This window comes from Vulgatibacter incomptus, assembly GCF_001263175.1.
Taxonomy (GTDB): Bacteria; Myxococcota; Myxococcia; order Myxococcales; family Vulgatibacteraceae; genus Vulgatibacter; species Vulgatibacter incomptus.
This window is the reverse complement of the sequence record NZ_CP012332.1, coordinates 360667-384914: the sequence shown is the minus strand read 5'-3', so window position 1 is coordinate 384914 and position 24248 is coordinate 360667. Positions and strand designations below refer to the sequence as shown.

Annotated in this window: 15 protein-coding genes; 5 read left to right on the top strand and 10 right to left on the bottom strand. The window is 68.1% G+C overall.

The genetic code is table 11. The features are described 5' to 3' along the window. The first annotated feature begins 91 nt into the window (after positions 1-91). Both AKJ08_RS01465 and AKJ08_RS01460 read left to right on the top strand, forming a co-directional pair. On the top strand, positions 92-1336 hold the full coding sequence (locus tag AKJ08_RS01465; protein WP_050724431.1) for a threonine/serine exporter family protein: 1245 nt from the start codon (positions 92-94) through the stop codon (positions 1334-1336). 54 nt (positions 1337-1390) lie between these two features. Then, on the top strand, positions 1391-2758 hold the full coding sequence (locus AKJ08_RS01460; RefSeq protein WP_240475412.1) for a patatin-like phospholipase family protein: 1368 nt from the start codon (positions 1391-1393) through the stop codon (positions 2756-2758). A 241-nt stretch (positions 2759-2999) separates the two neighbouring features. Here the strand turns inward: AKJ08_RS01460 and AKJ08_RS01455 are convergent, their stop codons facing one another. From AKJ08_RS01455 to aspS, 10 genes are all read right to left on the bottom strand, one after another. Next, positions 3000-3833, bottom strand: a complete 834-nt coding sequence (locus tag AKJ08_RS01455; protein WP_050724429.1) for a hypothetical protein — start codon at positions 3831-3833, stop codon at positions 3000-3002. A 31-nt stretch (positions 3834-3864) separates the two neighbouring features. After that, a complete protein-coding gene (locus tag AKJ08_RS01450) occupies positions 3865-6165 on the bottom strand; it encodes a PKD domain-containing protein (RefSeq protein WP_157370398.1) in 2301 nt (766 codons plus the stop codon). Between the two features lie 201 nt (positions 6166-6366). After that, positions 6367-11787 (bottom strand): thrombospondin type 3 repeat-containing protein, encoded by a 5421-nt coding sequence (locus AKJ08_RS20275; RefSeq protein WP_240475411.1) that lies wholly within the window; start codon positions 11785-11787, stop codon positions 6367-6369. Between the two features lie 274 nt (positions 11788-12061). Then, positions 12062-12649: a pyridoxamine 5'-phosphate oxidase gene (gene pdxH / locus AKJ08_RS01435; protein WP_157370397.1), complete on the bottom strand. Its 588-nt coding sequence runs from the start codon at positions 12647-12649 to the stop codon at positions 12062-12064. Positions 12650-12656: 7 nt separating this feature from the next. After that, positions 12657-13586, bottom strand: a complete 930-nt coding sequence (locus AKJ08_RS01430) for a diacylglycerol/lipid kinase family protein (RefSeq protein WP_050724424.1) — start codon at positions 13584-13586, stop codon at positions 12657-12659. 141 nt (positions 13587-13727) lie between these two features. Next, complete coding sequence (locus AKJ08_RS01425; protein ID WP_050724423.1) at positions 13728-16232, bottom strand: FAD-binding protein; 2505 nt, start codon at positions 16230-16232, stop codon at positions 13728-13730. Next, positions 16229-16672 (bottom strand): hypothetical protein, encoded by a 444-nt coding sequence (locus tag AKJ08_RS01420; protein WP_050724422.1) that lies wholly within the window; start codon positions 16670-16672, stop codon positions 16229-16231. The genes AKJ08_RS01425 and AKJ08_RS01420 overlap by 4 nt, the downstream gene beginning before the upstream one ends. Beyond that, the gene (locus AKJ08_RS01415; RefSeq protein WP_050724421.1) at positions 16672-18087 is read right to left on the bottom strand and encodes an FAD-binding protein; all 1416 of its coding nucleotides are present in this window, start codon (positions 18085-18087) and stop codon (positions 16672-16674) included. Before AKJ08_RS01415 ends, AKJ08_RS01420 begins: the two co-directional genes overlap by 1 nt. After that, positions 18084-19853, bottom strand: coding sequence for an FAD-dependent oxidoreductase (locus tag AKJ08_RS01410; protein ID WP_082342540.1), 1770 nt, complete (start codon positions 19851-19853; stop codon positions 18084-18086). Before AKJ08_RS01410 ends, AKJ08_RS01415 begins: the two co-directional genes overlap by 4 nt. Positions 19854-19895: 42 nt before the next feature. After that, on the bottom strand, positions 19896-21689 hold the full coding sequence (gene aspS, locus AKJ08_RS01405; protein WP_050724420.1) for an aspartate--tRNA ligase: 1794 nt from the start codon (positions 21687-21689) through the stop codon (positions 19896-19898). A 97-nt stretch (positions 21690-21786) separates the two neighbouring features. Here aspS and AKJ08_RS01400 point away from each other — a divergent pair, with 97 nt between their 5' ends. The 3 genes from AKJ08_RS01400 (at position 21787) to AKJ08_RS01390 (ending at position 24241) form a co-directional block, all read left to right on the top strand. Then, complete coding sequence (locus AKJ08_RS01400; protein ID WP_157370396.1) at positions 21787-23034, top strand: hypothetical protein; 1248 nt, start codon at positions 21787-21789, stop codon at positions 23032-23034. Further along, complete coding sequence (locus tag AKJ08_RS01395) at positions 23031-23672, top strand: outer membrane beta-barrel protein (protein WP_157370395.1); 642 nt, start codon at positions 23031-23033, stop codon at positions 23670-23672. The genes AKJ08_RS01400 and AKJ08_RS01395 overlap by 4 nt, the downstream gene beginning before the upstream one ends. A 185-nt stretch (positions 23673-23857) precedes the next feature. Continuing rightward, the gene (locus tag AKJ08_RS01390) at positions 23858-24241 is read left to right on the top strand and encodes a cupin domain-containing protein (RefSeq protein ID WP_050724417.1); all 384 of its coding nucleotides are present in this window, start codon (positions 23858-23860) and stop codon (positions 24239-24241) included. Positions 24242-24248: the final 7 nt, after the last annotated feature.

The following is a 24248-nucleotide window of genomic DNA, read 5'->3' as shown; positions in this document are numbered from 1 at the left end:
ACTGTCGCCCCTTTGACACAGGGCGTCTCTTCTGTTGGATTGCGCCGCCCCGCAGGGAAGGACCGGCGGGTTTGTCGCGAGGCGGCGGATCATGCAGGCGATTTTCGGGGGCGCGGATCCCGCGGCGGAGGGCGAGCGGGCGGATCAGATCGCGTTCCTGATCCGCATCGCAAAGGCGCTCCACAAGTACGGGATCCCCGCGCACCGCCTCGAAGGCGTGGCTGGGGTGCTCTCGGAGAAATTCGGGATCGAGGGCTCGGTCTACTCCTCCCCCACCGCGATCTTCGCCTCCTTCGGCCCGCCCACCGACCTGAAGACGGCGATGATCCGCGTCGATCCCGGGGAGATCGACCTGGGCCGCCTGTCGGAGCTGGACCACCTGACGTGCGAGGTGCTCCGCGGCGACCGCACGGCACAGCAGGGGCTCGAGCGCCTCGAGGAGATCCTGGCCGCGCCTCCCCTGTACGGGCCCCGCCTCACGATGGCCTCCTTCGTCGCGGTGGCCACCGGCGCCTCCTACCTCCTGGGAGGTCGGCTCCCGGAGATGCTGGCGGCGCTGGTGGTGAGCCTCTGGGTCGGCTCGCTGCTGATCTTCTCCGAGCGACGGCCCGGCCTCGCCCGGGTGTCGGAGGCGCTGGGCGCCTTTGGCGCCGCGGCCATCGCGGTGCTCCTCGAGCGGGTGATCGGCCCCTATTCGATCCAGCTCTCGATCATTGCCGGCCTGATCCCGCTGCTCCCCGGCCTCTCCTTGACCGTGGCGATGACGGAGCTCGCCACGCGCAACCTCGTCTCCGGAACGACGCGCCTCACGAGCGCGGTGCTCACGCTCCTCGAGCTCGTCTTCGGCGTCGCCCTGGGCAGCCAGCTCGAGCGGCTGCTGCCCCCGGTGGCGGAGGCCGCGACCTGGCCGACGCTCCCGGACTGGACGTTGGTGCCGGCGCTGCTCCTGGCCACGGCGGCGACCACCGTGCTCTTCCGCGCGAAGCCTCGGGACATTCTCTGGGTGATGGCGGCAGGCGCCCTCGCCTTCTTCGCCACCCGGCTCGGGGCCCGTGGGCTTGGTCCGGAGCTCGGCGCCTTCGTCGGCTCCCTCGTGCTCTGCATGGCGAGCAACACCATGGCGCGGACGCTGGGCAAGCCGGCGGTCCTCACCATCATGCCCGGCCTGATCCTCCTGGTGCCCGGGAGCATCGGCTATCGCAGCCTCACCGCCCTCCTTGGGAACGACGTGACCTCCGGCGTGGAGATCGCCTTCTCCATGGGCCTCATCGCCATCTCGCTGGTCACCGGCCTGCTCATGGCCAACGTGGTCGTCCCGCCGCGCAAGGTGCTCTGACCCACAGTACGGAGATCCACCCCGGCAGTCGGCCGGGCGGATATGCTCCGCCGCATGAACCATGCGAGCAGGCGGACGGCGTTGGTGCTCGGCGGCGGCGCCGCCAGGGGCGCCTACGAGGCGGGGGTCGTCGCATACCTGCGTGACGAGCTCCCGCAGGAGCTCGGCCGCCACATCGATCTCGACATCCTGACGGGCACCTCCGTCGGCGCGCTCAACGCCTGCTACCTGGCGGGCGCCGCCGCGGATCCGGCTCGGCAGGCGGACGAGCTCGTGGGCAAGTGGACCTCCCTGCGGATCGAGAACGTCCTCTCCTTCGGCGCGAGGGACGCGGTGCGCCTCGTGCGGGACCTGGTCCGCCGAACGCCCGAGCGCAAGGGCGAGGAGCCGACCTTCGGCGGCATCGTCGACCCTGCGGGCCTCCGTGACCTGGTCCGATCGCAGGTCGATTGGCTGGACATCGGCCGCAACATCCGCGCCGGGCGGCTCCACGCTCTGTCGGTCTCCTGCACCAACGTCGCCACCGGGCGGACCACCGTCTTCGTCCAGCGCCGCGAGAAGGGCACGCCGCCATGGAGCCGCGACTTCCACTACCGCGCGATCGCCTCGCGAATCGGCCCCACCCACGCCCTCGCGTCCGCCGCGATCCCCCTGCTCTTCCCCGCCGTCCCGGTAGGCAACGAGCTCTACGTCGACGGGGGCCTTCGGCAGAGCGTGCCGCTGAGCCCCGCGTTGCGCCTCGGCGCCAAGCGCGTCATCGTCGTCTCGCTCCGGCATCAGCCGGTCACCGCCACGATCCTCCCCCACGGCGAGCGGATCGAGGCGCGGCCCGAGCACGGCCCCGCCATCGAGACCGAATCGAGGGAAGCGCTCCGCAAGCCGAAGAAGGGCGCCGCCTCGCACGAGGTCTATCCCACGGCGGCCTTCCTCGCCGGAAAGACCCTCGACGCCCTCCTCCTCGACCGGATCGACGAGGACCTCAACCGCCTTCGGCGCTTCAACTCGATCCTCGAGGCGGGCACCCGGTCCTACGGCCCCGACTTCGAGACGGTGCTCAACACGGCGTTCCAGCCCATGCGCCACCACCCGATGAGCTGGATCCGCAACATCCTGGTACATCCGTCGCAGGGTCTGGGCGCGATGGCCGCCGACTACGCCCGCTCGCCCGAGTTCCGCAAGCGCGCCAGCGGCTTCGTGGGCAGCCTCGTCCGCCGGCTCGCCGAATCGGAAGCCGAGGATCGAGCCGACCTCGTCTCCTACCTGCTCTTCGACGGGGGATTCGCGGCGCGCCTCGCCGAGCTCGGCCGCTCCGACGCCCGCGCCCGCCGCGACGAGTGGATTCGCTTCTTCTCACCCGAGCCCGAGAGCGAGGCCGAGGCGGCCCAGCTCGAGCGCGACGAGGGCCGCGGCGAGCAGGGGTAGAGCCATTCGATGCGCCAGCCTTCACCCGCGGGGAGGAAGATTAGCCGGTCGCCAGGGCAAGCTCTCCAATCAGCACTCGTCTATCAGGATCCCGAGGACTGGCCGCCCATTTTTGTAGCTCCTTCGCCTCGCTACGGCAGACGCTGAACGCGCCGTTACCGCAACAGGCTCCAAGAGCGGCACCTGCGCGGGGCCTCTCGTGGCCGGAACCGTCCCTGGACGAATTCCGCTGAGGCTTGCGTCAGTCCGCCGGCCCCTTCCCGCCATGCCGCCGCCGGTACTCCTCTTCGGCCTTTGCCCATTTCGGTTTCCAGCACGCATCGAAAGCCGCGAGCTCCTGCTTGCGCGTCGCCGGCGATCGCGCCCTCTCCAAATCGAGGGGGCATGAACGGCCCAAGCCGGTGTGGGCGTAGTGCGCGAGCCTCTCGTCCTTGCAACCCAGCATGGCCAGGAGCAACGGGTACTTCCGGGGCGGCGAGTACGATCCGAGGAGTGGAATCGCCGACAGCGCCAGCGGATCGCTGCAACGAACCCGGGCTGCGATCCCGGGGAAGAGCCGGGGTCGCCCTCGAATCGTCGGGTCGTGGGAAATCAGATCGAGCCCCGCTGCACGAATCTCGTTCTGCGGCGCTCGGAGCATCCGCTCGACAACGGCAGCCTTTGCATCCGAATCCGGGGCGGCCTGGAACGCACGAATGTCGGCGACGGTCCGCTCGATTACGGGCGTTGGCACGGACGCTATCGGCCATGAACTCCACAAAAAATTCAAATTGCCTGTCACCGACCAAGGCTCTGTAGCTCGGCTGAACAGAACCAACAGCTGCCCGCGTTTCATGGGTACAGAGGAGGCCACCGCTGCCGGCACACCCCTTGTGCCTACGAGTGATCGAAGCTCGCGGACGAGAACGGAGAACCGTGGTTGCAAGGTCGAGGGTTCGCCGAGGATCTCGCTTGGCGCCGTGGCGCGAGCGAGCACGATCGCGTCCGAATCGAGGACGATGTCGACCCAGGTCGGCTCGACGCGACGCGATGCCGCCGCGGGCCTCGGATCGAGCGTCCCCATCACGAGGACCATGCAGAATCCGAGGACAGGAAAGAATCGAGTATCAGTCATCATAGGCCTCGGTCCGGTACTGCTTGCCCGGCGCAGCCCAATCGGAGGCAAGATAACCCTTGTCATTCTTCAGATCATGGTTGTATGCGTCACGCTCGATCAGGTTCTCGTCCTCGCAGCCGCCAGGGAGCTGTCCCCACACCTGTGGCCAGGTCTGGTACGGGTCGGCCAGATGAAAAAGCGGCACGTCGGCGCACGAAGGGGTCAGGACCCCCCCAACCAGGCAGTTCGCTCCGAGCTCGCCAGGACCGTCGAGCAATAGCAGGTCGTCATCCCCCGGAAATCCGTTGTCGTCACCCGGTGCGCCGGGAACGCCGTCCTCTCCCACCGCCCAGTGGTTATGCGCACCGTTCCAGGACCAGCCATTCAACCAGGGGCCATCGCTCCCGGTACTAACCAACCCGTCAGCCGATCTCATTTGCTCGACGTGCCGCTTTTCATGCCTCAGCGTAGAAATAAACAGGTCGATGCCCGTCAGCACCGGGATCCCGGCACAGGCGATGGCGCGAGACTGGCCGGCCGCCGGCCGGAAGACCCGAACCTCGTTCTTGCTGTACGCGAAGGTTCTCCCGTACCTCCACCAGACCATCGCCGGAAACTGGCCGTAGGAGGCTAGAGTGGGCGGAATCTTGCGGTATTCCCTGGATACGGTCGAAGGCAACACCTGCCCCCAGTAGAAGAACCAATTTGGCACGCCGCGCCCGGACGCGACGTCGTCCTTACTAAAAAATAGCTCGATCGTCTGCGTCTGCGACCAGACGGCCTCCCCGGCGTCGACGTACTCCAGCTGAATCAGCCTGCGACCGAAATCGGCGTTGTTCTGGGGATAGCCGTTCAGGCGCGCGACGTTCCTCGCGCCGCGGCCGGCGCTGGCGTCAGTAGGCCACGTCGCATCCCAGCTGAGCGCGGAGCCGGCCGGGATGGCGTCGGGCCTCGAGCCATTGTCGAAGCGCCAGCGGAGGTTCTCCCCCACCCTGGAGCCGAGGCTGGATGGCTCGATTTCAGCCGCGACTGGAATCTTGAGGACACCGCCCGCGCCAGAGAAAACGAACTCGCTGTTCTCAATCTCTTCCGGATCGGCGCTCGTCGGATCCCCCGACGGCGACGTCATCTTGATGGAGAAGACTCCGACGTCGGCGAACGCATCCACCGTGCTGGAGGGACACGAACCACAGCTCACCCGCACGCGAGGCTTGTAGATACCTGTCGTCGTGTACGTGTGCGTTGGATCCTTCTCTGTGCTGGTCGTGTCGTCCCCGAAGTCCCATTCATAAGCGAGCGTAGTGCACGCGGGTGCTACTGCCGACACGCTGAACTGGACCGCCTGTCCGATCGGCACGATGCGATCAACCACATCGTCCGCCAGCACGGAGACCGACTGAATGCCCGCGTCCGGGTTGATCGGGAATCGGAGGAGCGTCGTCTGATTGGGATCGTGAGCGGCGAAGAGCTCCACCTCGGCAGGACAGATATCCGGCCCGTTCCAAATGTGCAGCTCTGCTTTCACCTCCTCGTCGATGGGGATGAGACGTTCCACCTCGGCTTCCGGAGGAGCCGACAGATAGACACGGCCTCCCGTCACACGCGCACCCAGCAGGATGGCGGGCGGCTGGTAGTAATAGAGAGTATCCAGCCTCAGATCGACCTTGACATGCTCGTTCGAGTTGACCGCGATCGGCTGCACGGTATCGCCCGACCTGCAGGATAGGCCGCCCGCGCAACTCAGCGGCGTCCCCGGAATCGAGGGCTTGGCTTCCAGCCCCCAGACGTCACCGCCGACCGCATTGTACAAACCCGAGCTCGCCGCAACCGAAAACGAGAGGCCTCCTGCCGATCGAGGCTGGAATCGCAGAATCGGAGACCCGCCGCCCCGCACGGGCAAAGGCGACGTCGGGGTCATCCCAAGGCTCGCTGGCTTGGTTACGAACAAGGTGTCCGCACCGACCGCACGGCCCGCCGTGAAGAATCCGGTGGTAAAATCACACCCCCTCCCGGGGATCTCCTCCACGCAGGTCAGCTCGACCTCGTTCAGTGTCACAGGCTCCAGGTCGATCCCGATCAGCTCTTCGCTGCTGACACTGTAGTACATGTCGAGCCAGCGCCAAGGGCGGCCATGATCTAGATGAGTCATACCCCGGCCCTGCGAAACAGTCGTGCCAGACCAGGTGACCGACGGGCTCGACGTCAGCTGGCTGTCGACACCAGTGGGGCTACTCAGCAGGACCGCCGAGGCTGAGAACGGGGCGCCCATCCTATCCGCGGCAATGACGCCCCCAGCGATGCGGCCATTCATGTCCGTCAAGATCTCCTTCGTGTCGCTGTCGACCTCTCCGGGAAGTGGCTCCCAGGGCGTTATCGACCAGAAGACGCCGCCTGCTCCCTGCCCTGCGGAGAATTGCACGCGCGCATTTGCGATGGGATTCAGCCACACGTCTGATACGCGATTGGGGAACAGGTAGGTGGCGCGCGTAGGATGAGTTGCTCCGTACGAAATTTATTTTTCTTCTCCATTTTCATCTCTTTCTTCCAGTCGCAAAATTCGCGCCGCGGGCCCTGGCCCTGCGAACAGGTGAACGCGAGTCTCCACCAAGCCGGGGACCGGAAGCGGAGACCCCGCTCCGGTAGGGAGATAGCTGATCGCACGGATCGAAACCTGATGTTTTCGGACAAAGGTAAGGGCGGTATCCGCGGAGCGAATCCGCCGCACCGAGCTCAAGTCTGCGGGTCCATTCCGTCCAACGGGGTGAGCCCAATTGCGGACCCGCGTGAGCTTCGCAGCCCAGAACGTGGCGCTCGCATCGCCGTTGGCGTCCGTAACCAATTCAAGCTCCTTACGGCCATTGACGCTTCCTTCGTTCGCGTACGGCTCGAACCCGCCGGCATCGTCGCCTGCGTCGAAGCGGTCGTTGCGGTTCATGTCGACCGCCCAGTCCGTTGTCATCCGAACGTTCACGCCTGGGACGGGACACCCGTTCGCGTCCAGCACACGGATGGAGAGCGGACGCGCGAACGGTTCGCCGACTACGCCAAGCTGTTCGCCCCCGTCCACCGTGATGGAGGCGGGAGCACCCGGCGGACAAGGGGGATCGGATAGAACCACGAACTGTACGGCCGGTGCTGAGTCGACACGGAAATCGAACGTGAGCGAGTGACCTTTGGTGGCCGGAGAATCGAACGAAATACCGACTTGGCCCCTGGACCCCGCGGATCGAGTCTCCGCAACTGCCAGGTCCAGGCCTCCAGCAGAAGCGACTCCGCTGATTGCGACGTTCTGGCCAGACTTGACCTCGATCAGCTGACGCCGCCCAGCCTGATCGGAGACCCGAACGACGACGGGAACGCCGTCGACGGGTGTTCCCTGCCGGTCCTTGACGAGGACGCCGACGTTCGCCCGCGTCGAGGGGAGCACGATCTGGCGCAGCGGCGTCGAAGGCAAAGGCTCGAATGAACCGATGGAGTAGACGTAGAAGCTGCGCTCGATCGTCTTCGTGGCGACCCCGGTTGAAACAGTCGCTACGAGGCGGTGCGATCCCGTCGACAGAGGCACGCCTGCCGAGAGGGCCCCAAGGCCGACGGCGGGTACGACAGGCTGACCGTCGACGGCGAGCGAGAGCGCGCCAACCGGGAAGCCACTGAACAAGCCGCGGACGTTCAACAGCCATCCCGGCTGGTGGTCGCTGTACTGGACGCCGTCTCGAGGTTCGTTGATTTCGAAGCGACATGCGTCTCCTATGCCGTCATCGTCGTAATCGAACTGGTCGGCATTCGCGCGCAGGGGGCAGTTGTCACACGCGTCCCCGATGCCGTCGCCATCGGCGTCTGCTTGCCCGGGATTGGATGTGAACTGGCAGTTGTCGGAAGAGTCGTCTACGCCGTCGTTGTCGTCGTCGGGATCGCAGGCATCTCCGATTCCGTCACCATCCGTATCCCTTTGTGCTGGGTCGGCCACGAGCGGACAGACGTCGCAAGCATCGCCGATTCCGTCCCCGTCGACGTCGGACTGGTCAGGATTGGGAACCGTCGGGCAGTTGTCGACGCAATCGAGGATCCCGTCGCCGTCCGTATCGGTCTGGGGTCCCAGGGGACATGGATCGCAGGCATCCCCCAGCCCATCGCCGTCGGAGTCTTCCTGGAAAGGGTTTGGTACCCTCGGACAATTGTCCCAGTAGTCGGTGACTCCGTCGTCGTCATCGTCGTCGTCACACGCGTCTCCGTGGCCGTCGCCGTCCAAATCCTCCTGCAGGGGGTCCGGCACATACGGGCAGACATCACAGGAGTCTGGAATCCCATCGCGATCAGAATCCAGCGCAGGCCCATCCGGGGGGCATGCGGGGGACGTCCCGTCGCAATACTCTGTGTCGTCGCAGGCAGAGGCGGAGGGCCGGCAGACCGTTCCGGCAGCGGCGACGCGATCGTCAGAGCACGATGGGAGCTGCCCGTCACAGACCTGGTCGACGTCGCACGGCCCGGCGGCGGGCCGGCAGACATAGCCCTCGGGACGCAGCTCGTCAGGGGGGCACTCCGCGGTCACGCCGTCGCACTGGCCTTCGATGTCGCAGGGGCCCTCTGCCGGGCGACATACGGTTCCGGCCGGGGCAATGGGATCGTCGGGGGGGCAGAGCGGGCTTTGCCCGTCACAGACCTGGTCGACGCCGCATGGCCCGGAGGCGGGCCGGCAGACGGAACCCTGCGGGAGCACCTCGTTCGGACACTCCAGGCTCACGCCGTTGCACAGGTCTTCGACGTCGCAGGGGCCTGTGGCTCCCCTGCACACCGCCCCGCGAGAGACCGGACCGCACACGCCGTCCACGGCAGCGCCAGCAGCGCGGCTGCAGGCCTGGCAATCGCTTGGATTGCCGCCACCGCACAAGGAGTTGCAGCAGACGCCGTCCACGCAGACGTTGCCGGTGCACTCGCTGTTGTCCGAGCAGGCCTCGCCGTTTTCCTTCCATGAAACGGTCCGATAGCCGATTCGAGAATCCGGTCGTTCGAACGCAAGAAGAACTTGGCCGGGACCTCGAGACGCCAGCTCAGGCCATTGGCCATCGGCCCACGCGCTCGGATAATCCGCGTCCACGGAAGATGGCAGGTCGGGCCGGGCCCGACTCCCGTAAATCCCACTTTTTTGCCCGAGCATCGACCACGCAGCAGGATTCGAGACGCCATCGAAAGTAATCGACGGATGCCAGAGGTCCGTTCCGAAGCCGCTCGCCAGGGTCACCGTAGACAAGACGGGGGAGCCATCGCGCGTTAGATAACGAGCGACGATCGAACGAGTGGCCATCGGGTCGGAAGCCATTTCCGCCCATGCCACGAAGAACTTGTCATCATGGATCGTGGCTGCGAGGCCTAGGATGCGTCCGTTGGAGAGCGCGACCGGGAACGAGGAGCAAGGACCCGGGCAACCCGTGTTCACCGCCGTTGATCCCTGGATCCGTTTGGCGCCTTCCTGCCAGACGACTAAGTGTTGGTCCTTGTCTCCCGCAAGGCGAAGTTCTGTGTCAAACGGTGGAGGAGGAAGCCGAGGCTGCAACGGGTCGTAACCCGTCGGAAACATGTAGATCAACCTCCGTCTAGATACGTCCCCTCGGATGGATACGCTGGCGGCCATTACGGACGTTCTCTCACTGAGACTAAGGCTATGCTCAAGCCAGGCTACGACGAACCCGTCCACCGCCGGCGCCACGTCGGGAACGTACTTGTCAGAAAGATTGGATGCGATCTCGAAGGACCGTAATACGGGCGATCCGTCGGTCGATAACAGGGTTCCCATCACGTCGCGGAAGCCCCGATCCGAACTCGTCTCCTGCCAGACGACCAAATAGTGCCCACCGTGGAAGGCAACTCGGGGGACCATTTGGTCTCGAGTGCTCTGCGAGATCGCGAACGATCGAGCAGGAGGCCGAGCCACGCCGGAACCTGTGAAGAGCTGGCCCCAAACTCGAAACTTGCCGGGGACCGACGATTCCTGCCAGACGATGAGATATCCATCCCCGTCCGACGCGACGGCTGGAGTCGCTTGCGTGCCCCGAAATTCCGCCACCAGTGGAATCGGATAGCCGAGCAGGATCTTGCCCCGATCCAGGAGCCCTACTCGAAGCAGGGCGCTTCCCTTGTAGCCATCCTCTACCCACGTTATTGCGGAGAAACCTTTTCCCTTCACCGCGAATGCCCGACCAAGGATCGGAAGGCTCGAGACTGCATTGCCTCCCGGTTCGGCGAGGCGCCCTGACGAGTCCACAAGTGACACGCGGAGCGTGCGATCGTCGGGATCGATCCAGGAGAGAAGGAGTCCGTCAGCGTCACGCGCAAGAGCGGGTCGGATCTTGGATTTTCCGCCAGCGGGCACTTCATCGCCCGTCTTTCCGTTTTCCGAAACGTCGGCGAGAAAGACGTTCGGCTTGCCATCGCGCCCGTCTTCCCACGCCACCCAAAATCGCTCGCCATCGAATGAGACAGAGGGGGCGCGTTGGGACTTCGACTTCGTGCAGACCTCGATACCGTCCGAATCGAGAAGTTCGCCCTCGGCCCCGAGCCTTGCAGCCCGGATGTCCGTCTCGTCTTTTCCGTCGAGGAGCTCCTCCCAGGCGACCAGCAGAGTGTCCCGCCCCCACGCGATGCTCGGCGCGGTGGCCTCGCCGCGAACGGGCATTCGAACGGGGCTGCCATCGATCTCGCAAGACTTGTCCAGGACGGCCGCGGCGACGGACGCCGGGCCGCCCGAAATCGGCGACTCGAGCCAACCGACCGCGAATCGCGTCCCGTCCGAGACGAGGGTCGGGGAGTACGAGTCGAAGTCGCTCGAGATTTCGAGAGGAATTGGCTGCAAGTCGACCAAAGGCGCGGTCGGGGAGATCCGGGCCGCGAGGAGATCGATGCTGATGCCGCTTCGGCGGTCCTCCCAGACGACGAGGAAGTCCGAATCCGAACCGGCGAGGGCGATCTGCCCGTTCATCGAGTCAAGCTGGGCGATACGGGCATCTTCCGGATCGAGGCGCTTTCCGTTCTCGTCGAAGCGGGCCCCCATCAAGGCGAACGACGCTCCCCCCGCGTATTGCTGCCAGGCCACGAGATAGACGCCTTTGGCGAAAGCGATCACCGGGCGAAAATCGATGTCGGGGAGCTTCTCCGGCATGGGGAAGTCGACAGCCGATTCCGGAGAGAGGAGCGTCGCGAGGGTGACCGGATAGGCCGACCCATCGGCGAGGGCTGCCGGGACGGAGAAGACGATCTCCTCGTCGCTGAAGCTGGGGAGGATCGCGGTAGTTTGGCCGTTGGCGTCGGTCCACGACCCGACTCCGTACCGAACACCGATACCCGTCCTTAGGTCGAGAAAGTGAAGACCGCTCTCGGTGCCGTGCACGAACGGTAGTTCTGAGGGGCTCAGCCGGATTTGGAGATCGCCCGATCCCAAAGGTGGAGAGGCGAACGCCCAGCTCTGCTCGACACCCGCCGGTTTGTTGGTGATCCTCTCGACGGAAGGGCCGCGCTGGATCGAGATCGATCCTTCGGCAACAGCGTCGGGAGCGAGTTCGGTCGCTTGGAGACGCACAGTCGAGTCAGTCGTGCGGCCGATGGCAACCGTCTGCACCTCGAGGCTCGGAACCGAACGGTCCGGGGACAGAGAACGGCGACTCGGCGCCGGAGAGAAACGCAGCGAGCTGGCCGCCACTTCGATCCGATGAGTGGAATGATCGCCAATCCAGCGATCGCCCTCCTCTCGAAGGGCGAGGCGAACCCTGGAAACCATCGATTCCAGGTCGACTGCCTGAGAAGGATCGGGCTCGCTCGTGCTCGCTTCGACGTCCGCGGAATCGGTCTGGCCAGAACCGCTGGCGCTACCGCCGACCACGGCGAGGCCGGCACAGAGCGAAGGCAGAACGAGAAGCAGAGGCAGAAAACGGCGCTGGAACATGATCCCCCCGGGAGTCCAACTACGCACGCCAACTAAATGTGGTAGAACGACAGTACTCCACGAAAACCGGACGGATCAAGAACGGCTGTTTCTTGAAACGCCGATCCCCGATTCTTTTGTCGTCATCTATCCGGCAATAGCAGGTAGAGACCTCGTCTCGAGCCGTCGCGAAAAGCGCGCTCAACCCTGGGTCAAACCTTGGTATTTCCGGGATCTTCGAGCCCGAGAGCGAGGCCGAGGCGGCCCTGCTCGAGCGCGACGAGGCCCGAGGCGATCAGGGGTAGAGCCACTCTGTGCGCCAGCCCTCGCCCTCGCGGAGGAAGATCAGTCGATCGTGGAGGCGGTCCGCCTTGCCCGACCAGAACTCGATTCGGTCGGGGACGATGCGGAAGCCGGACCAGAACGGAGGGCGAGTGACCTCCTTGCCCTCGAAGCGGTGCTCGACCTCGGCTACTGCGCCGACGAGCTCCTCGCGCGAATCGAGTTTCGAGCTCTGCTTCGACGCCCAGGCGCCGATCTGGCTGCCGCGGGGGCGGCTCCGGAAGTAGGCGTCCGCCTCCTCGTCGTCGACCTGCTCGATGCGACCCTCGACGCGCACCTGCTCCTCGAGAGTGGCCCAGTGGAAGCAGAGCGCCGCGAAGGGATTGGCCTGGAGCTCGTGGGCCTTTCGGCTCTCGAGGTTCGTGTAGAAGACGAAGCCCCGATCGTCGACGCCCTTGAGGAGGACCATCCGCACAGACGGTCTGCCGTCCTGGTCGGCGGTGGCGAGGGCTACGGCGTTCGGCAGCGGAAGGCCGGCGTCGATGGCTCCGGCGAGGAGCCGTTCGAAGTGCGCGATCGGGTGGAGGTCTTCCATTTTCATTCTCTCGTCAGGCGATGAGATCGAGGGCGCCGGGGAGGATCTCGAAGGTGGACGGGAGCCGGCCTGGCGCCTCGCCGTCGATGTCGAGGAGGCACTCCTCCGCGCAGGTCGCTTCGATGCGCTTTGCACGCAGCGTGCGGGTGCCCTTCAGCTCGACGTGGCGGCCGTCGTAGATCCGGCCGCGCTGGAACACGAAGTCCGAGAGGCCGAAGCCGCTCCAGATGGTCACGTCGAAGAGGCCGTCGTCCATCTTCGCGTCGGGCGCCACCATCATTCCGCCGCCGAAGAAGCGGCCGTTGGCAACTGCGAGGCAGGTGATGTCGAGCTCCTCCCAGGGGCCGTCGTCGAAGCGCACGCGGCAGCGACGGTCCTCGTAGGCGAGGAGGCCGCGGACCGCACCGATGGTGAAGGAGGCCTTGCCACCTAGCACCTTGGTCGCCCGATTCACGTAGCGGTCCACTAGCCCCGAGGTGCCGAAGGAGGCGACGTTCGCGAAGTAGCGCCGCTCGAGTCGGCCGTCGTCCCGCTCGTAGGTCACGAGGCCCACGTCGAGCTGACGCCGCCTACCCGCCGCGAGCCGGGCGCCGATGGACGCCGCATCGCCGGAGGCGAAGCCGAGGCTGCGCAGGAAATCGCTGCCCGTGCCACGGGGGAGCACCGAGAGTGCGGCGCCCTGGCGAACGGGCGTCCCGTCGTCCGCGAAGAAGCCGTTGAGCACCTCGTTGATGGTGCCGTCGCCGCCCACCGCGACCACGACGTCGGCGCCGCCCTCCAGCGCGTGCCGCGCCAGGGCGGTCGCCTCCTGCGGCCGGGTCGTGAAGAGCTCCCCGAAGTCGCCCACCTGTGCGCGAAGGCCGCTGGCGAGGCTCCGCCACTGACGCCCGGTGGCCCCGTTTCCGCTCTTCGGGTTGACGATGAAGACGACCTTGCGGTCCATGGAGCTCCCTGCCGCCTCGAAAAGGCCCGCACTATGGCCCCGAGGCCGCCGGTCTCGCAAGGCTCGCAAGGCCCTGCCGTGCTCCGGGTCCCGGCAGCGCTCCCGCTCCCGAAGCGTGGCAGCCTCGTCGGGGTTCGCGCCTCACGAAGCCCACGGTGGCGTGTCGGGGAGGGGCGCGGGGAGGAGGTCCGCGAACTCGGCAGGACAGATGGCGACGGCGCTCACGCGGGTGATTCGGACGAGACGGAGGCATACGCCCGGGGGCAGAGCTTCGATCGTCTCGAGCCAGGTCTCACAAGCGAGCTCGCGCTCGGCGCCTTCCACGATCTCGTCGCCCGGGCCCACGTGCACCTGGGAGAGGCCCACCGCGCGGGCGGCGGCGATGGCCCTGCCGAGCCGCGCGCGGTATCGGGCGCCGCCCGAGGCGTAGACGACCGTGGCGGCCATCGGACCGTCCTCGCGGCGGAGGATGGCCTCGATCGGCGCCATGGAATCGCGGCTCTCGGCGACGAGGAAGCGGGCGATCGCGCCCGGCTCTCCTTCGAGCATGAGATCGAATCGCGGCACGATGGGCGTGGCCTTGAGGGTGGCGGCGCGGATCGTTCCCCGCTCCGCGCCTCCGCCGAGCAGGAGCTGGGACACGGCGGGGCCCGCTGCGGAGCGCGGGGCGGCGCGAGAGATGAAGGACGTGCCGTCGGCAAGCTCTGCCTCGACGGAAGCCACGCCCGGGCCGAGCCTGCCGTCCTCGGCACGGCGCCCAGCGAGGGGCCCCGCGAGCCATTCGCCGATGCTGCCGCGGTAGACCGAGGGAGGCTGCGAGCCCAGGGTGAGGCCGACGCGGCGCAGTCGATCCTCGACAGCGGACACGGGCGCGTCGGCGCCGGCTCGAATCCACATGGCTCGCTCATCCACGCAGTCCACGTCACGGGTGCGCGTCGCCTCTCGGGGTGACGCGCTCGCGCCCTTCGGCTCGGCGAGAGCGAGCTTCCCGGGGTTGAGGATCCCGGCCGGATCGCAGGTGCTCTTCAGCTCCCGCAGGAGCTCGAGGCCGCCCTTGCCCAGCTCGTCTGCGAGCCAGGGAGACTTGAACAGGCCGACGCCGTGGTGGTGGGTGAAGGTCGCGCCGGCCGCTGCGGCTGCCTTCAACGCCGACATCCACGCGGCGTCGTAGGAGGAGAGGCCGTCCCTCACTTGGAGGGCGGGGCCGGCGAAGGTGAAGTAGATCGAGCAGCCGTCCGCGTAGGCGTGGCTGAAGTGGGCCATCACCAGGGCGTGCGGTGAAACGGCAGAGCGCATGGCGTGAAAAAGGGTGCCGACCCGGCCCCACGAAGTGGCGACCTCGCAGGTGTCGACCCACCCACCGGCCTCGAAGATCGTCCTGAGCCCGAAGGAGACGTCGTAGCGCTTGTGGAGCCACCGCCTGGCCGGGCCAGAGCCGAGATCCACGCCGCCCCGTGCCGCGCAGAGTGCCCGCGCCTCGGCCTCCTCGGGCTCGGCCTCGCCGTAGCCGCCCTCGTGGACGAGGACGAGGAGGCAGGCTCTCGCGAGGTCCGCGGCCCGGTTGAGGACGGTCGCGCGGGAGAGGCCCAGGTCGAGGGCCAGCCGCCGCGCCCGGACGCCCAGCCGCGAGGCGATGTCGCCCAAGCCCGCATCACCCTCGAGGAGCCGGCGCCAATCGTCGCCTTCCGCGGCGCCGCCGAAGGTGGGCCGGAGCGCGTCGAGGCCTGGCGGCCGGCCGCCAGGGTCGACCCTCACGTCCTCGACCCGCGACTCCTTCCCGCTCCCACCGCCGAGGGCGATGACGGTGTCCAGCGGATCGTAGAGGCGCGCGACGCTGGGCCGGAGGCCCGCGCGGAAGATCGCGCGCATCGCGTCCAGCCCAGCGTCCAGGGAACGGAAGCGGAAGGCCCTGGGGAGCTGGACCTGCGGCGCGGGCCACACGCGCAGGCGCGCGTCGGTGAAGACGCCGAAGGCCCCTTCGCTGCCGAGGAGGAGCTCGAGCCAGTCGACGCCGCCGGCGGGCCTCGAGGGACGGACGAGCTCGCCGGTCCCGAGGACGAAGCCGGCGGCCTCGACCATGTCTTCGATCTTCCCGTAGCGGCTCGAGGACTGGCCGGCGGAGCGCGCCGCGAGCCAGCCGCCGAGGGAGGAGCAGCCGATCGAGGAGGGGAAGTGGCCGAGGGTGAGCCCATGGTCGCCGAGGGCGTCCTCGAGGGCGATGCCGAGGATCCCCGCCTGGGCCTCCACGAAGAGCGCTTCGGGATCGATTCGCAGCACCCGATCGAGGCGATCGAGGCCGAGGGCGATCCCTCCCGACAGCGGGATGGCCCCACCGCAGACGCCGCTTCCGGCGCCATGGGGCGTCAGGGGGATGGCGCGCTCCTTCGCGAAGCGCACGACCTCGCAGACCTCATCGGCGCTTCCGGGAGAGACCACCACGTCGGCGAGCGGCGGCTCGAGGCCCTGGCGCTCCCAGAGGAAGGTCTTCGGCCACATGTCGCGGGAGGCCCGGCGCCTTGCCTCCGGATCGGTGGAGACGTGCTCGGCGCCGACCAGCCTGGCGAGATCGGAGGCGAGCGCGGCCCGCTCGCGCGCGGCTGCGCCGATCTCCTCGAGAGGCGGCGTGGGGATCCCGTGAGCGGTCATCGGTCTCCTCGGTCAGCCCCTCCCTGCACACGGACGCGGGACAGGCGGTCCTTCAGCCAAACGGCGAGCTGCACCAGGGGTACACCAGTCGGACACACGGACTCGGCCTGCCGGTAGCGCTCGGGCTCGAGCGCCTCGATGGCGGCGCGGGCGTGCACGAGCTCCACCGAGGAGCGCGCGTACTGCCGGGGCAGGAGCGAGACGCCGTCGTAGGACTGCCGGGCGATGGCGCCGAGCTGGCCGTCGAGGCGATCGCAGAGGCCGCAGGAGATGCAGCGGCCGGCGGCGACGAGCATGGCCTTGTCCGAGGGCGGCGTGGGCACGAGCCCCTCGGGGCCGTAGTTCTCGAGGAAGGCGGCCTTGCCCTTCTTCCGCGGCCGAAAGATCCGCCGCAGCGGCTCGACGATCGCCCGGTAGCCCAGGTAGAGCTCGCCGGCCATCAGCCTGCCTCCGGCGTTTCGCCCGTAGCGACCTTCGCGGCCTCGAGGCCGGCGAGCCAGCCCGTGAAGAAAGCGAGGCCGAGGCCGGCGCCGTCGAAGGCCGGATCGTTTCCGGCCAGGACGTCGCCGCAGGCGAAGAGGCGTTCGGATGCGGGGCGACCGTCGCGGAGCAGGGGCCGGAGCGCCGCGTCGAAGCGCAGCCCCGCGCGCAGCGCAGGCTGATCCTCCCGGAGCTCGTATCGGGTGAGATCGCCGAGCCAGCGGCCCTCGTCGATCCGCCCGTCGATCCACACCGGCAGATCGAGGACCGTCTCCCGGAGGCGGCCGTTCCGGCGGATGCCGCCGCCAAGGAAACGGCCGGTGGCAAGGACGACGGCGCGGGCGTCGATCGGCCATCCTGGAGGTCGCCCCGAAGGTTCCACCATCGGTGTCGCGTCCGTGACCTGCAGGCCCTGGTCCACCGCGCCGCGTACCCGCAGCCGCTCGAGAGCGGCCACCCTGCCCGGCTCCGAGTCGGCGAAGACGTCCCCGTGCCACAAGTTGACACCCTGAGTGCTCAAGATGTCTTCGAGCGCCCGCTGCAGCCGCACGCCCGGGACCGAGAGGGCGCCTGCGGGGAGCTCGGCACAGCGAATGCCGAGCACGCCCTCGAGCACGCGAAGGATGGGCGAGGCGTCCCCGCTCGAGAGGACAGGCGGGAAGAGGAGGCGCGAGATCGCCCGGCCGCGGATGGCCCTCTCGATGGATGCCGCCAGCTGCTCGGGCGCGGCCTCGATCCGAGCGGCGATCTCGTGGGGGCGGAGGAGGGGATCGTCGCTGCGCCGGAGGAAGTCGCACTCGACCGCCTCCACCGACGCGTCGATCTTCGCCTTCGCGAGCGAGTCCGCCGCGGCCATGGCGAGCACGTGCGGATCGGGCTGCAGGTGCCGATCGAAGCCGACGATCCCGATGGTGCCGCGGGCTTCGAGGAGGTCTCCAGCGGCGATCGACAAGAGGCCGCCGGCCGCGGTCTTGAGGAGGCCCAGGGGCGAGAGGAAGACCCGGTTCTCGTCGAGGGCGCCGGCGAGCTGGAGGAGGCCTCCCAGCCTGCCGGACGCGAAGGCCAGGGCCTCGTCGAGGAGGGGGAGCCGGTCAGCCAAGACGGCGTAGGGATGGTCCGGGCGGCGCGACGCGAGATAGCGCGCGCAATCCGCGATCGAGTGGCGCGCCCCCAGCGGAAGGGACGGGCTCGCCAGCGCATCGCCGGCCACGTCCACGGTGCCCGACGAGAGCGCCGTGGACGCCCATGCGCGCCGCACCAGGTCCACCCTCAGGCCCCGCTCTCGCGCGGCGAGGGCCGCCATGGCGCCTGCCGCGCCACCGCCGATCACGAGGACGTCGGTGGAGATCGGCCCTTCGGCAACGCGGCCGATCATTCGGGCGCCCTTCCCCGCCGCGTCGCTCCAAGAGCCGTGCTGGCGGCAGGCTCCGAGCCTCGCCCGAGGGCCGCGTCCCGGAACGCGCCGAAGGCCGGCGCCGATTCGCCGGGCCGCATCGAGGCGTTGCCCAGCGCGCCCGAGGCGAGGTGGAGCCCGCGGGAGAGCTCCTCCTGGGCGAGACCGTCTCCGTCGAGCACCGCGCGGTTCCCCTTCCAGCGCACCTGGAGGAGGTCGTAGAGCTCCTTGTGGTACTCGCTGACACTCAATCCCGCCTCGCGCGCCAGGATCGCGGCGGCCTGGGCGGCGCAGTCCGTGCCCTGGCACGGCCCCATTGCGAGGCGGGTGCGGCGGCGGAGATCGAGGAGCCGGCGCCCCTCCTCCTTGCGGATCGACCACACCAGCTCGGCGGCGATCACCTGCTCACAGCGGCAGACCGGCGCGACCAGCCGCGGGTCCGCTCGTACGAGCTCGCAGATCCGCTCCGCCTCGCGCCCGTGGCGGTAGACGAGGCGCGCGGCGGTGGACTCCGGGATCCTCGCCTCCTTCGCGAGGAGCGCAGGATCCGGGAGCGCCTCGCCGCCGGGAAGGGCCTCGAGGTGGGTCGTGCACGCCCGGTGATCCTCGCCGAGCACGCGCTCGACCGCGTCCACAGCCTCCTCGGACATGATCCGAAACGAGGCGAGCTTGCCTCCGACGAGGCTGAGGAAGCCGGCGGCGCCCTGTTCGGCGTGGTCGTGGATCTCGTGCTCGCGGCTCAGCGCGTCCTCGGTCTTGCCGTACTCCCACACCGTCGGCCGCACCCCCGCCCAGGCCCGGAGGATCCTCGCGTGCGCTACCGCCGGCAGGCTCCGCTCCGCCGCTTGCCAGAGGTACTTCACCTCGTCCTCCTTCACTCGGAGGTCGTCCGGATCGCCGTAGAAGTCGTCGTCGGTGGTGCCGATGATCGCGGTCTGCTCGTGGGGGATCACGAAGACCTCGCGTCCGTCGGCGGCCTCGCAGATCACGCCGTAGTTGGAGACGCGCCGATCGAGGGTGAGGTGCACCCCCTTGCCGGGCCGCAACTTGAGCTCGATCCCCGCGAGCGCCGCCACCTTCGGCGCCCAGGGGCCGCCGGCGTTCATCACGGCTCGGCCCTCGTAGCGCAGCTCACGGCCCGAGGCCTCGTCCCTTACGACGATCCCCGTCACCCGGCCGCCTTCACCCCGGGTGAAGGCCACCACCTTGGCGTAGGTGAGGAGATCGGCGCCGTGGGCCTTCGCCGAGCGCGCGTTTGCGACGCAGAGGCGAAAGGGGTCGATGCCCCACTCGTCGAAGCTCACCGCGCCGACGAGATCCCGGGCGAGGTTGGGCTCGAGCTCGTAGGCCTCCTCCGGCGAGAGGATCACGCTCTCCTTGCCGGCCTTCAGCGGCTGGTAGCGGTCGTAGATCCCCAGGTAGACCTCCACCGCGTAGCGGTAGAGGCGCTCCCTAACCGAGGGCTTCGCCGGATCGACGGCCCGTAAGGGGAAGAGGAAGGGAATCCGGAAGAGGAGGTGAGGCGCGATCTTCTGGATGTAGCCGGAGTCGATGCAGGCGAGCTCGGTGACGTGCCGATCGTGGCGCAGGTAGCGCACGCCGCCGTGGATCATCCCGGAGTTAGCGCCGGAGGAGCCCGCGGCGAAGTCGCGCTTCTCCACCAGGAGCGTGCGGTAGCCCCGCATAGCGGCGTCGCGGGCGATCCCCGTGCCGTTGACGCCGCCGCCGATGACGATCAGGTCGTACATCGCTCCCCCGCGCGATGCCCGACGCCGCCTTTGTTGCGCAGGCTACGCCGGGCGGATCACCTTCACGTTCAGATCGCGGAGCTGCTCCTCGCTCACGTCGCCAGGCGCGCCGGTCATCAGGTCCGTCCCCTTCTGGGTCTTGGGGAAGGGGATCACGTCGCGGATCGACTCGGCCCCGGTGAGGATCATCGCGAGACGATCCATCCCGAAGGCGATGCCGCCGTGGGGAGGAGCGCCGTAGGAGAGCGCGTCCAGCAGGAAGCCGAACTTGCTCTGCTGCTCCTCCTCGCCGATCCCGAGGGCCTGGAAGACCTTGGCCTGCACGCTCGAATCATGGATCCGGATCGAGCCGCCGCCCACCTCGTTGCCGTCGAGGACGAGGTCGTAGGCCACAGACTTCACCCGACCGGGTTCGGTGAGGAGGTACTGCACGTCCTCCGGCCGAGGCGAGGTGAACGGATGGTGCGCGGCCACATAGGCGGCCTGCTCCTCCGAGTAGTCGAAGAGCGGGAAGTCCACGACCCAGAGGAGGTCGTGCCGTCCGGGGGGCAGGAGGCCGAGGCGCTTGCCGAGCTGAACCCGCATCTGCCCGAGCACGCCGTTGACCTGCTTGGCCTTGCCGAACTGGAAGAGGAGGACGTCGCCCTCCTCCGCCTGGGCGACCTCGTTGATCCGCTGACGAACGCCCGGGTCGATGGTCTTGGTGAGGGGAGACTGGGTCCACTCGCCGCCAGCGGCCACCTTCGCCCTGGCGAGGCCCTTCGCCCCGAAGCTCTTGGCGACGTCCTCGAGCTTGTCGATCTCGGTGCGGCTCATGCCACCGCCGCCCGGGAGCCGCAGGACCTTCACGATCCCGCCCGACTCGATGGCCTCGGCGAAGAAGGGCACGCCGCCGCCGCCGGCCTCCCGCACCACCGCGGTGAGGTCCTTCAGCTCGAGGCCGAAGCGGGTGTCGGGCTTGTCGACGCCGAAGCGGTCCATCGCGTCGTCGTAGGTGATCCGCGGGAAGGGCGTGGCGATCCGCGCGCCCAGCGAGGCGGCGAAGATCTCGGCGAAGAGACCCTCGGCGACGGCGAGCACGTCCTCCTGATCGACGAAGGACATCTCGAGATCGATCTGGGTGAACTCGGGCTGGCGGTCGCCGCGCAGATCCTCGTCGCGGAAGCACTTCACGATCTGGAAGTACCGGTCGAAGCCGGCCACCATGTAGAGCTGCTTGTAGAGCTGTGGGCTCTCCGCCAGGCCGTAGAAACGGCCGTTGTTGAGGCGCGACGGCACCAGGAAGTTGCGGGCGCCGCCGGGGGTGTATCGGCCCATGAACGGCGTCTCGAGCTCCACGAAGCCCTTGCCGGTCAGGAAGGTGCGGGTGGCCTGGTTGACCCGGTGCCGCAGCAGGAAGGTCTTCTGCACCGAGGGGCGGCGCAGGTCGAGGTAGCGGTACTTGAGCCGCAGCTCCTCGTGGGTGTCGATCTCGTCCTCGATGAGGAACGGCGGGGTCTTGGCCCGGTTGAAGATCTCGAGGCGCTTGACCTTGACCTCGATCTCGCCGGTGGGGAGGTTCGGGTTGACGTTGCCGCCCCGCGAGACCACCTCGCCGACCACGCCGATCACGTACTCGCCACGGAGCTCTCCCGCCAGCGCGTGGGCCGCCGCGTCGACGTCGGGCTCGAAGACCACCTGCGTGAGGCCCGCGCGATCCCGCAGATCGATGAAGACGGCGCCGCCGTGATCGCGCCGGGTGTTCACCCAGCCGTGGAGGACGACGGTCTTGCCCGCGTCGGTCTTGCGGAGCTCGCCGCAGGAGTGGGTGCGCTTGTGCTCGGAGAGGAATGCCACGGGTGAAACCCCAGGAGAGGAACGGGTGATCTTCACGGAGCCAGACGCGCAGAGTCAAGGTGTTCGCGCCGGGCGCCAAGTGCTACGGTTCGCGGCCGTGAATCTCAAGCCCTGTTTTCTATTCCTCGCAGCTTCCGTTCTGGCCGCCTGCTCGCCAGACGTGTCCGGCCCCGTGAAGATGGCGGTCCTCCAGTGGGATCCGGACACCAACGGCTACGGCCTCGAGGTGGTGGAGGTCCGGACCCTCGAGGACCTGCCCTCCCTCCGGGGCGAGGCCGCCACGCCGATCGTCGGCGCCAGCATCGTCCTCGACGGACGTCTGAACTACGTCTCGACCGAGAAACAGTTCCGGGACGCGGTGCTGGACGATCCCGGGACCGCCGCGAAGGCGCAGTTCCTGGAGAAGGACGGCGTCTATTGGCCGTCCGACTTCCAATCCCTGAGCCTCGCCTCGGCCTACTACGGCTTCGAGCGGGCGCGGGCGTACGCGCTGGCGCGGGGCGTGGACCCCGAGGCCCTGAGGGGCGTGCCCGTCTATTACTTCCCCAGCTTCCGGGTCAACCGGGACGACCGGGGCAAGGACAACGCCGCCTGGTACTCCTCCCTCCGCTCGTTCCTGCTCTTCCGCTTCGAAGAGCTCCAGAGCATCCCGCTCGCAATGAACCAGGGCGTGATCGCTCACGAGTACGGCCACGGGATCTTCACCGCCGAGGTCCACGGAGGCGCGTGGAACCCGGACTACGTGGACCGCTGGTGCCCCGTCTCGTGCGTCGACACGGCAGGCCCGATCATGCTGTCGCTCCTCGAGGAGGGCTTCGCCGACGTTTGGGCCGTGGCCACCACGGGCGATCCGCGCTTCATCGGACATTCCCTCCTCGAGTGGGAGGGGAGAGGTCGCGACCTCAATTACTTCGATCCCAAGGCGCATTGCTGGTCCCAGCGCGAGTTCGACGAAGAGATCGGCTATTTCGCGCGCTATTTCGCGGGTTCCAGGGAGAAGGCGGAGCACTGGGGCCCGCGGAAGTACGAGCTCGGCACCGTGTGGGCGTCGGCCCTCTACGGGGCGAGCAAGGCGCCAAACACCGACCTCGACCGCGTGGTCGACGCGCTCCGCGCCAGCTACCGCTCGATCGGGCCCAGGAGCCTCGCGGCCGTCGTCGCGGAGGATCCAACCGGGGACTCGTTCGGCAGGCTCGACACCATCGCCTCCGCGATCATCGCGGGCGCTCCCGACGACGCGACCCGGGTGGCGCTCTGCGCGGTCTTCCAGGACCGCCTGTCGCTGACCGCGGACGCCCTCGGCGCTGCGTGCAGCGGCGTTCCGAGCAACGGACAGTGCCGATGAGAAACACGATTTGTCTCCTCCTCGCCCTCGGCCTCCCCTGCTTCGCGTCCGCGCAGGAGGCTCCCGAGGCAGAGGTGCGTGCCGAGAGCCCACCCGCCGGGACCGGGCTCTCCGTGGAAGGCGGGATCTCGCTGGTCGTTCATCAGGATCCCCTCCGAGTCGCTTCGCCGACGGCGGCTGCGTGGAGCCTTCGGCTCGGCTACGACCTGGGCCGCCACCTGGGCCTGTCGCGGGGCATCCTCTTCGACGCGGGGCTGCTCTGGAGCACGACATCCAGCGACGAAGGAACCCGGGACATGCGCGTCTCCCGGACGCTCGACGCCTTCGCGCTTCCCCTTCGCTTCGGCCTTTCGCCGGATCTGCCGGGATTCCCGCTGCGATTGTCGCCGTACCTGACCGCAGGACCTGCCGCCACGATCGTCTCCGTCGATTACGCGGTGAACGATCCTCTCGGCAGGGGCCCGACCGGAGAGTCGCAATCGGCGCTCCAGTGGGGAGCGGCCTACGGCGTTGGCCTCGGCCTCTCCCTGCGCGACGCAGGGGCCTTCCGCCCGGTGGGCCGCCTGGAGCTGACGAATATGCACCGCTCCTACTACTCGGATTTCGCCGCCACCTTCGGCCTCGGTTTCGAGATCTAACCCCACCTCGGGCGAGCCGCCGATCGCCGGCCTGCTCGCGGCGTGTCGGTGCCTCCCATCACGTCCGCCTCGCCTTCGGGCATCGATCCGGCCGCCTCCTGGGCAGGCGCCTCCCACAGTGGCTAGCTTCTGTACAGGGAGAAGGTCCTCCTCTCGCGAGGAGGCCCGGGAAAGGGGGGCTTGGCGTGATCCACTTCGACGTTCACCAGGAAAAAGGCGAGCGCTTCAAGCTCGTGAAGACCACCGATCGGACGCAGCTCGCGATGATGACGCTCCCGCCGGGGGGGTCGTCGGTCAACGAGGACGGCAACACGTCGAGCGATCAGGTCGTCTATGTGGTGGAGGGCCGGATCGAGCTCGCCATCGGCGACGACACCCGCGAGCTCCGGGCAGGAGAAGGCGCGGTGATCCCGGCAGCCAGCCCGTACCGCATGAAGGTAATCGGCCGCCGCTCCGCCTCGCTCTTCAACATCTACGGCCCCCCCGCCTTTCCGGCGGAGGAGGAGGCCAGGGCGGAGGCGTACACGGGCGCGGGCCTGGGTCGCCACGACTACGGCTCGTCGGGCTGAGAGCCGA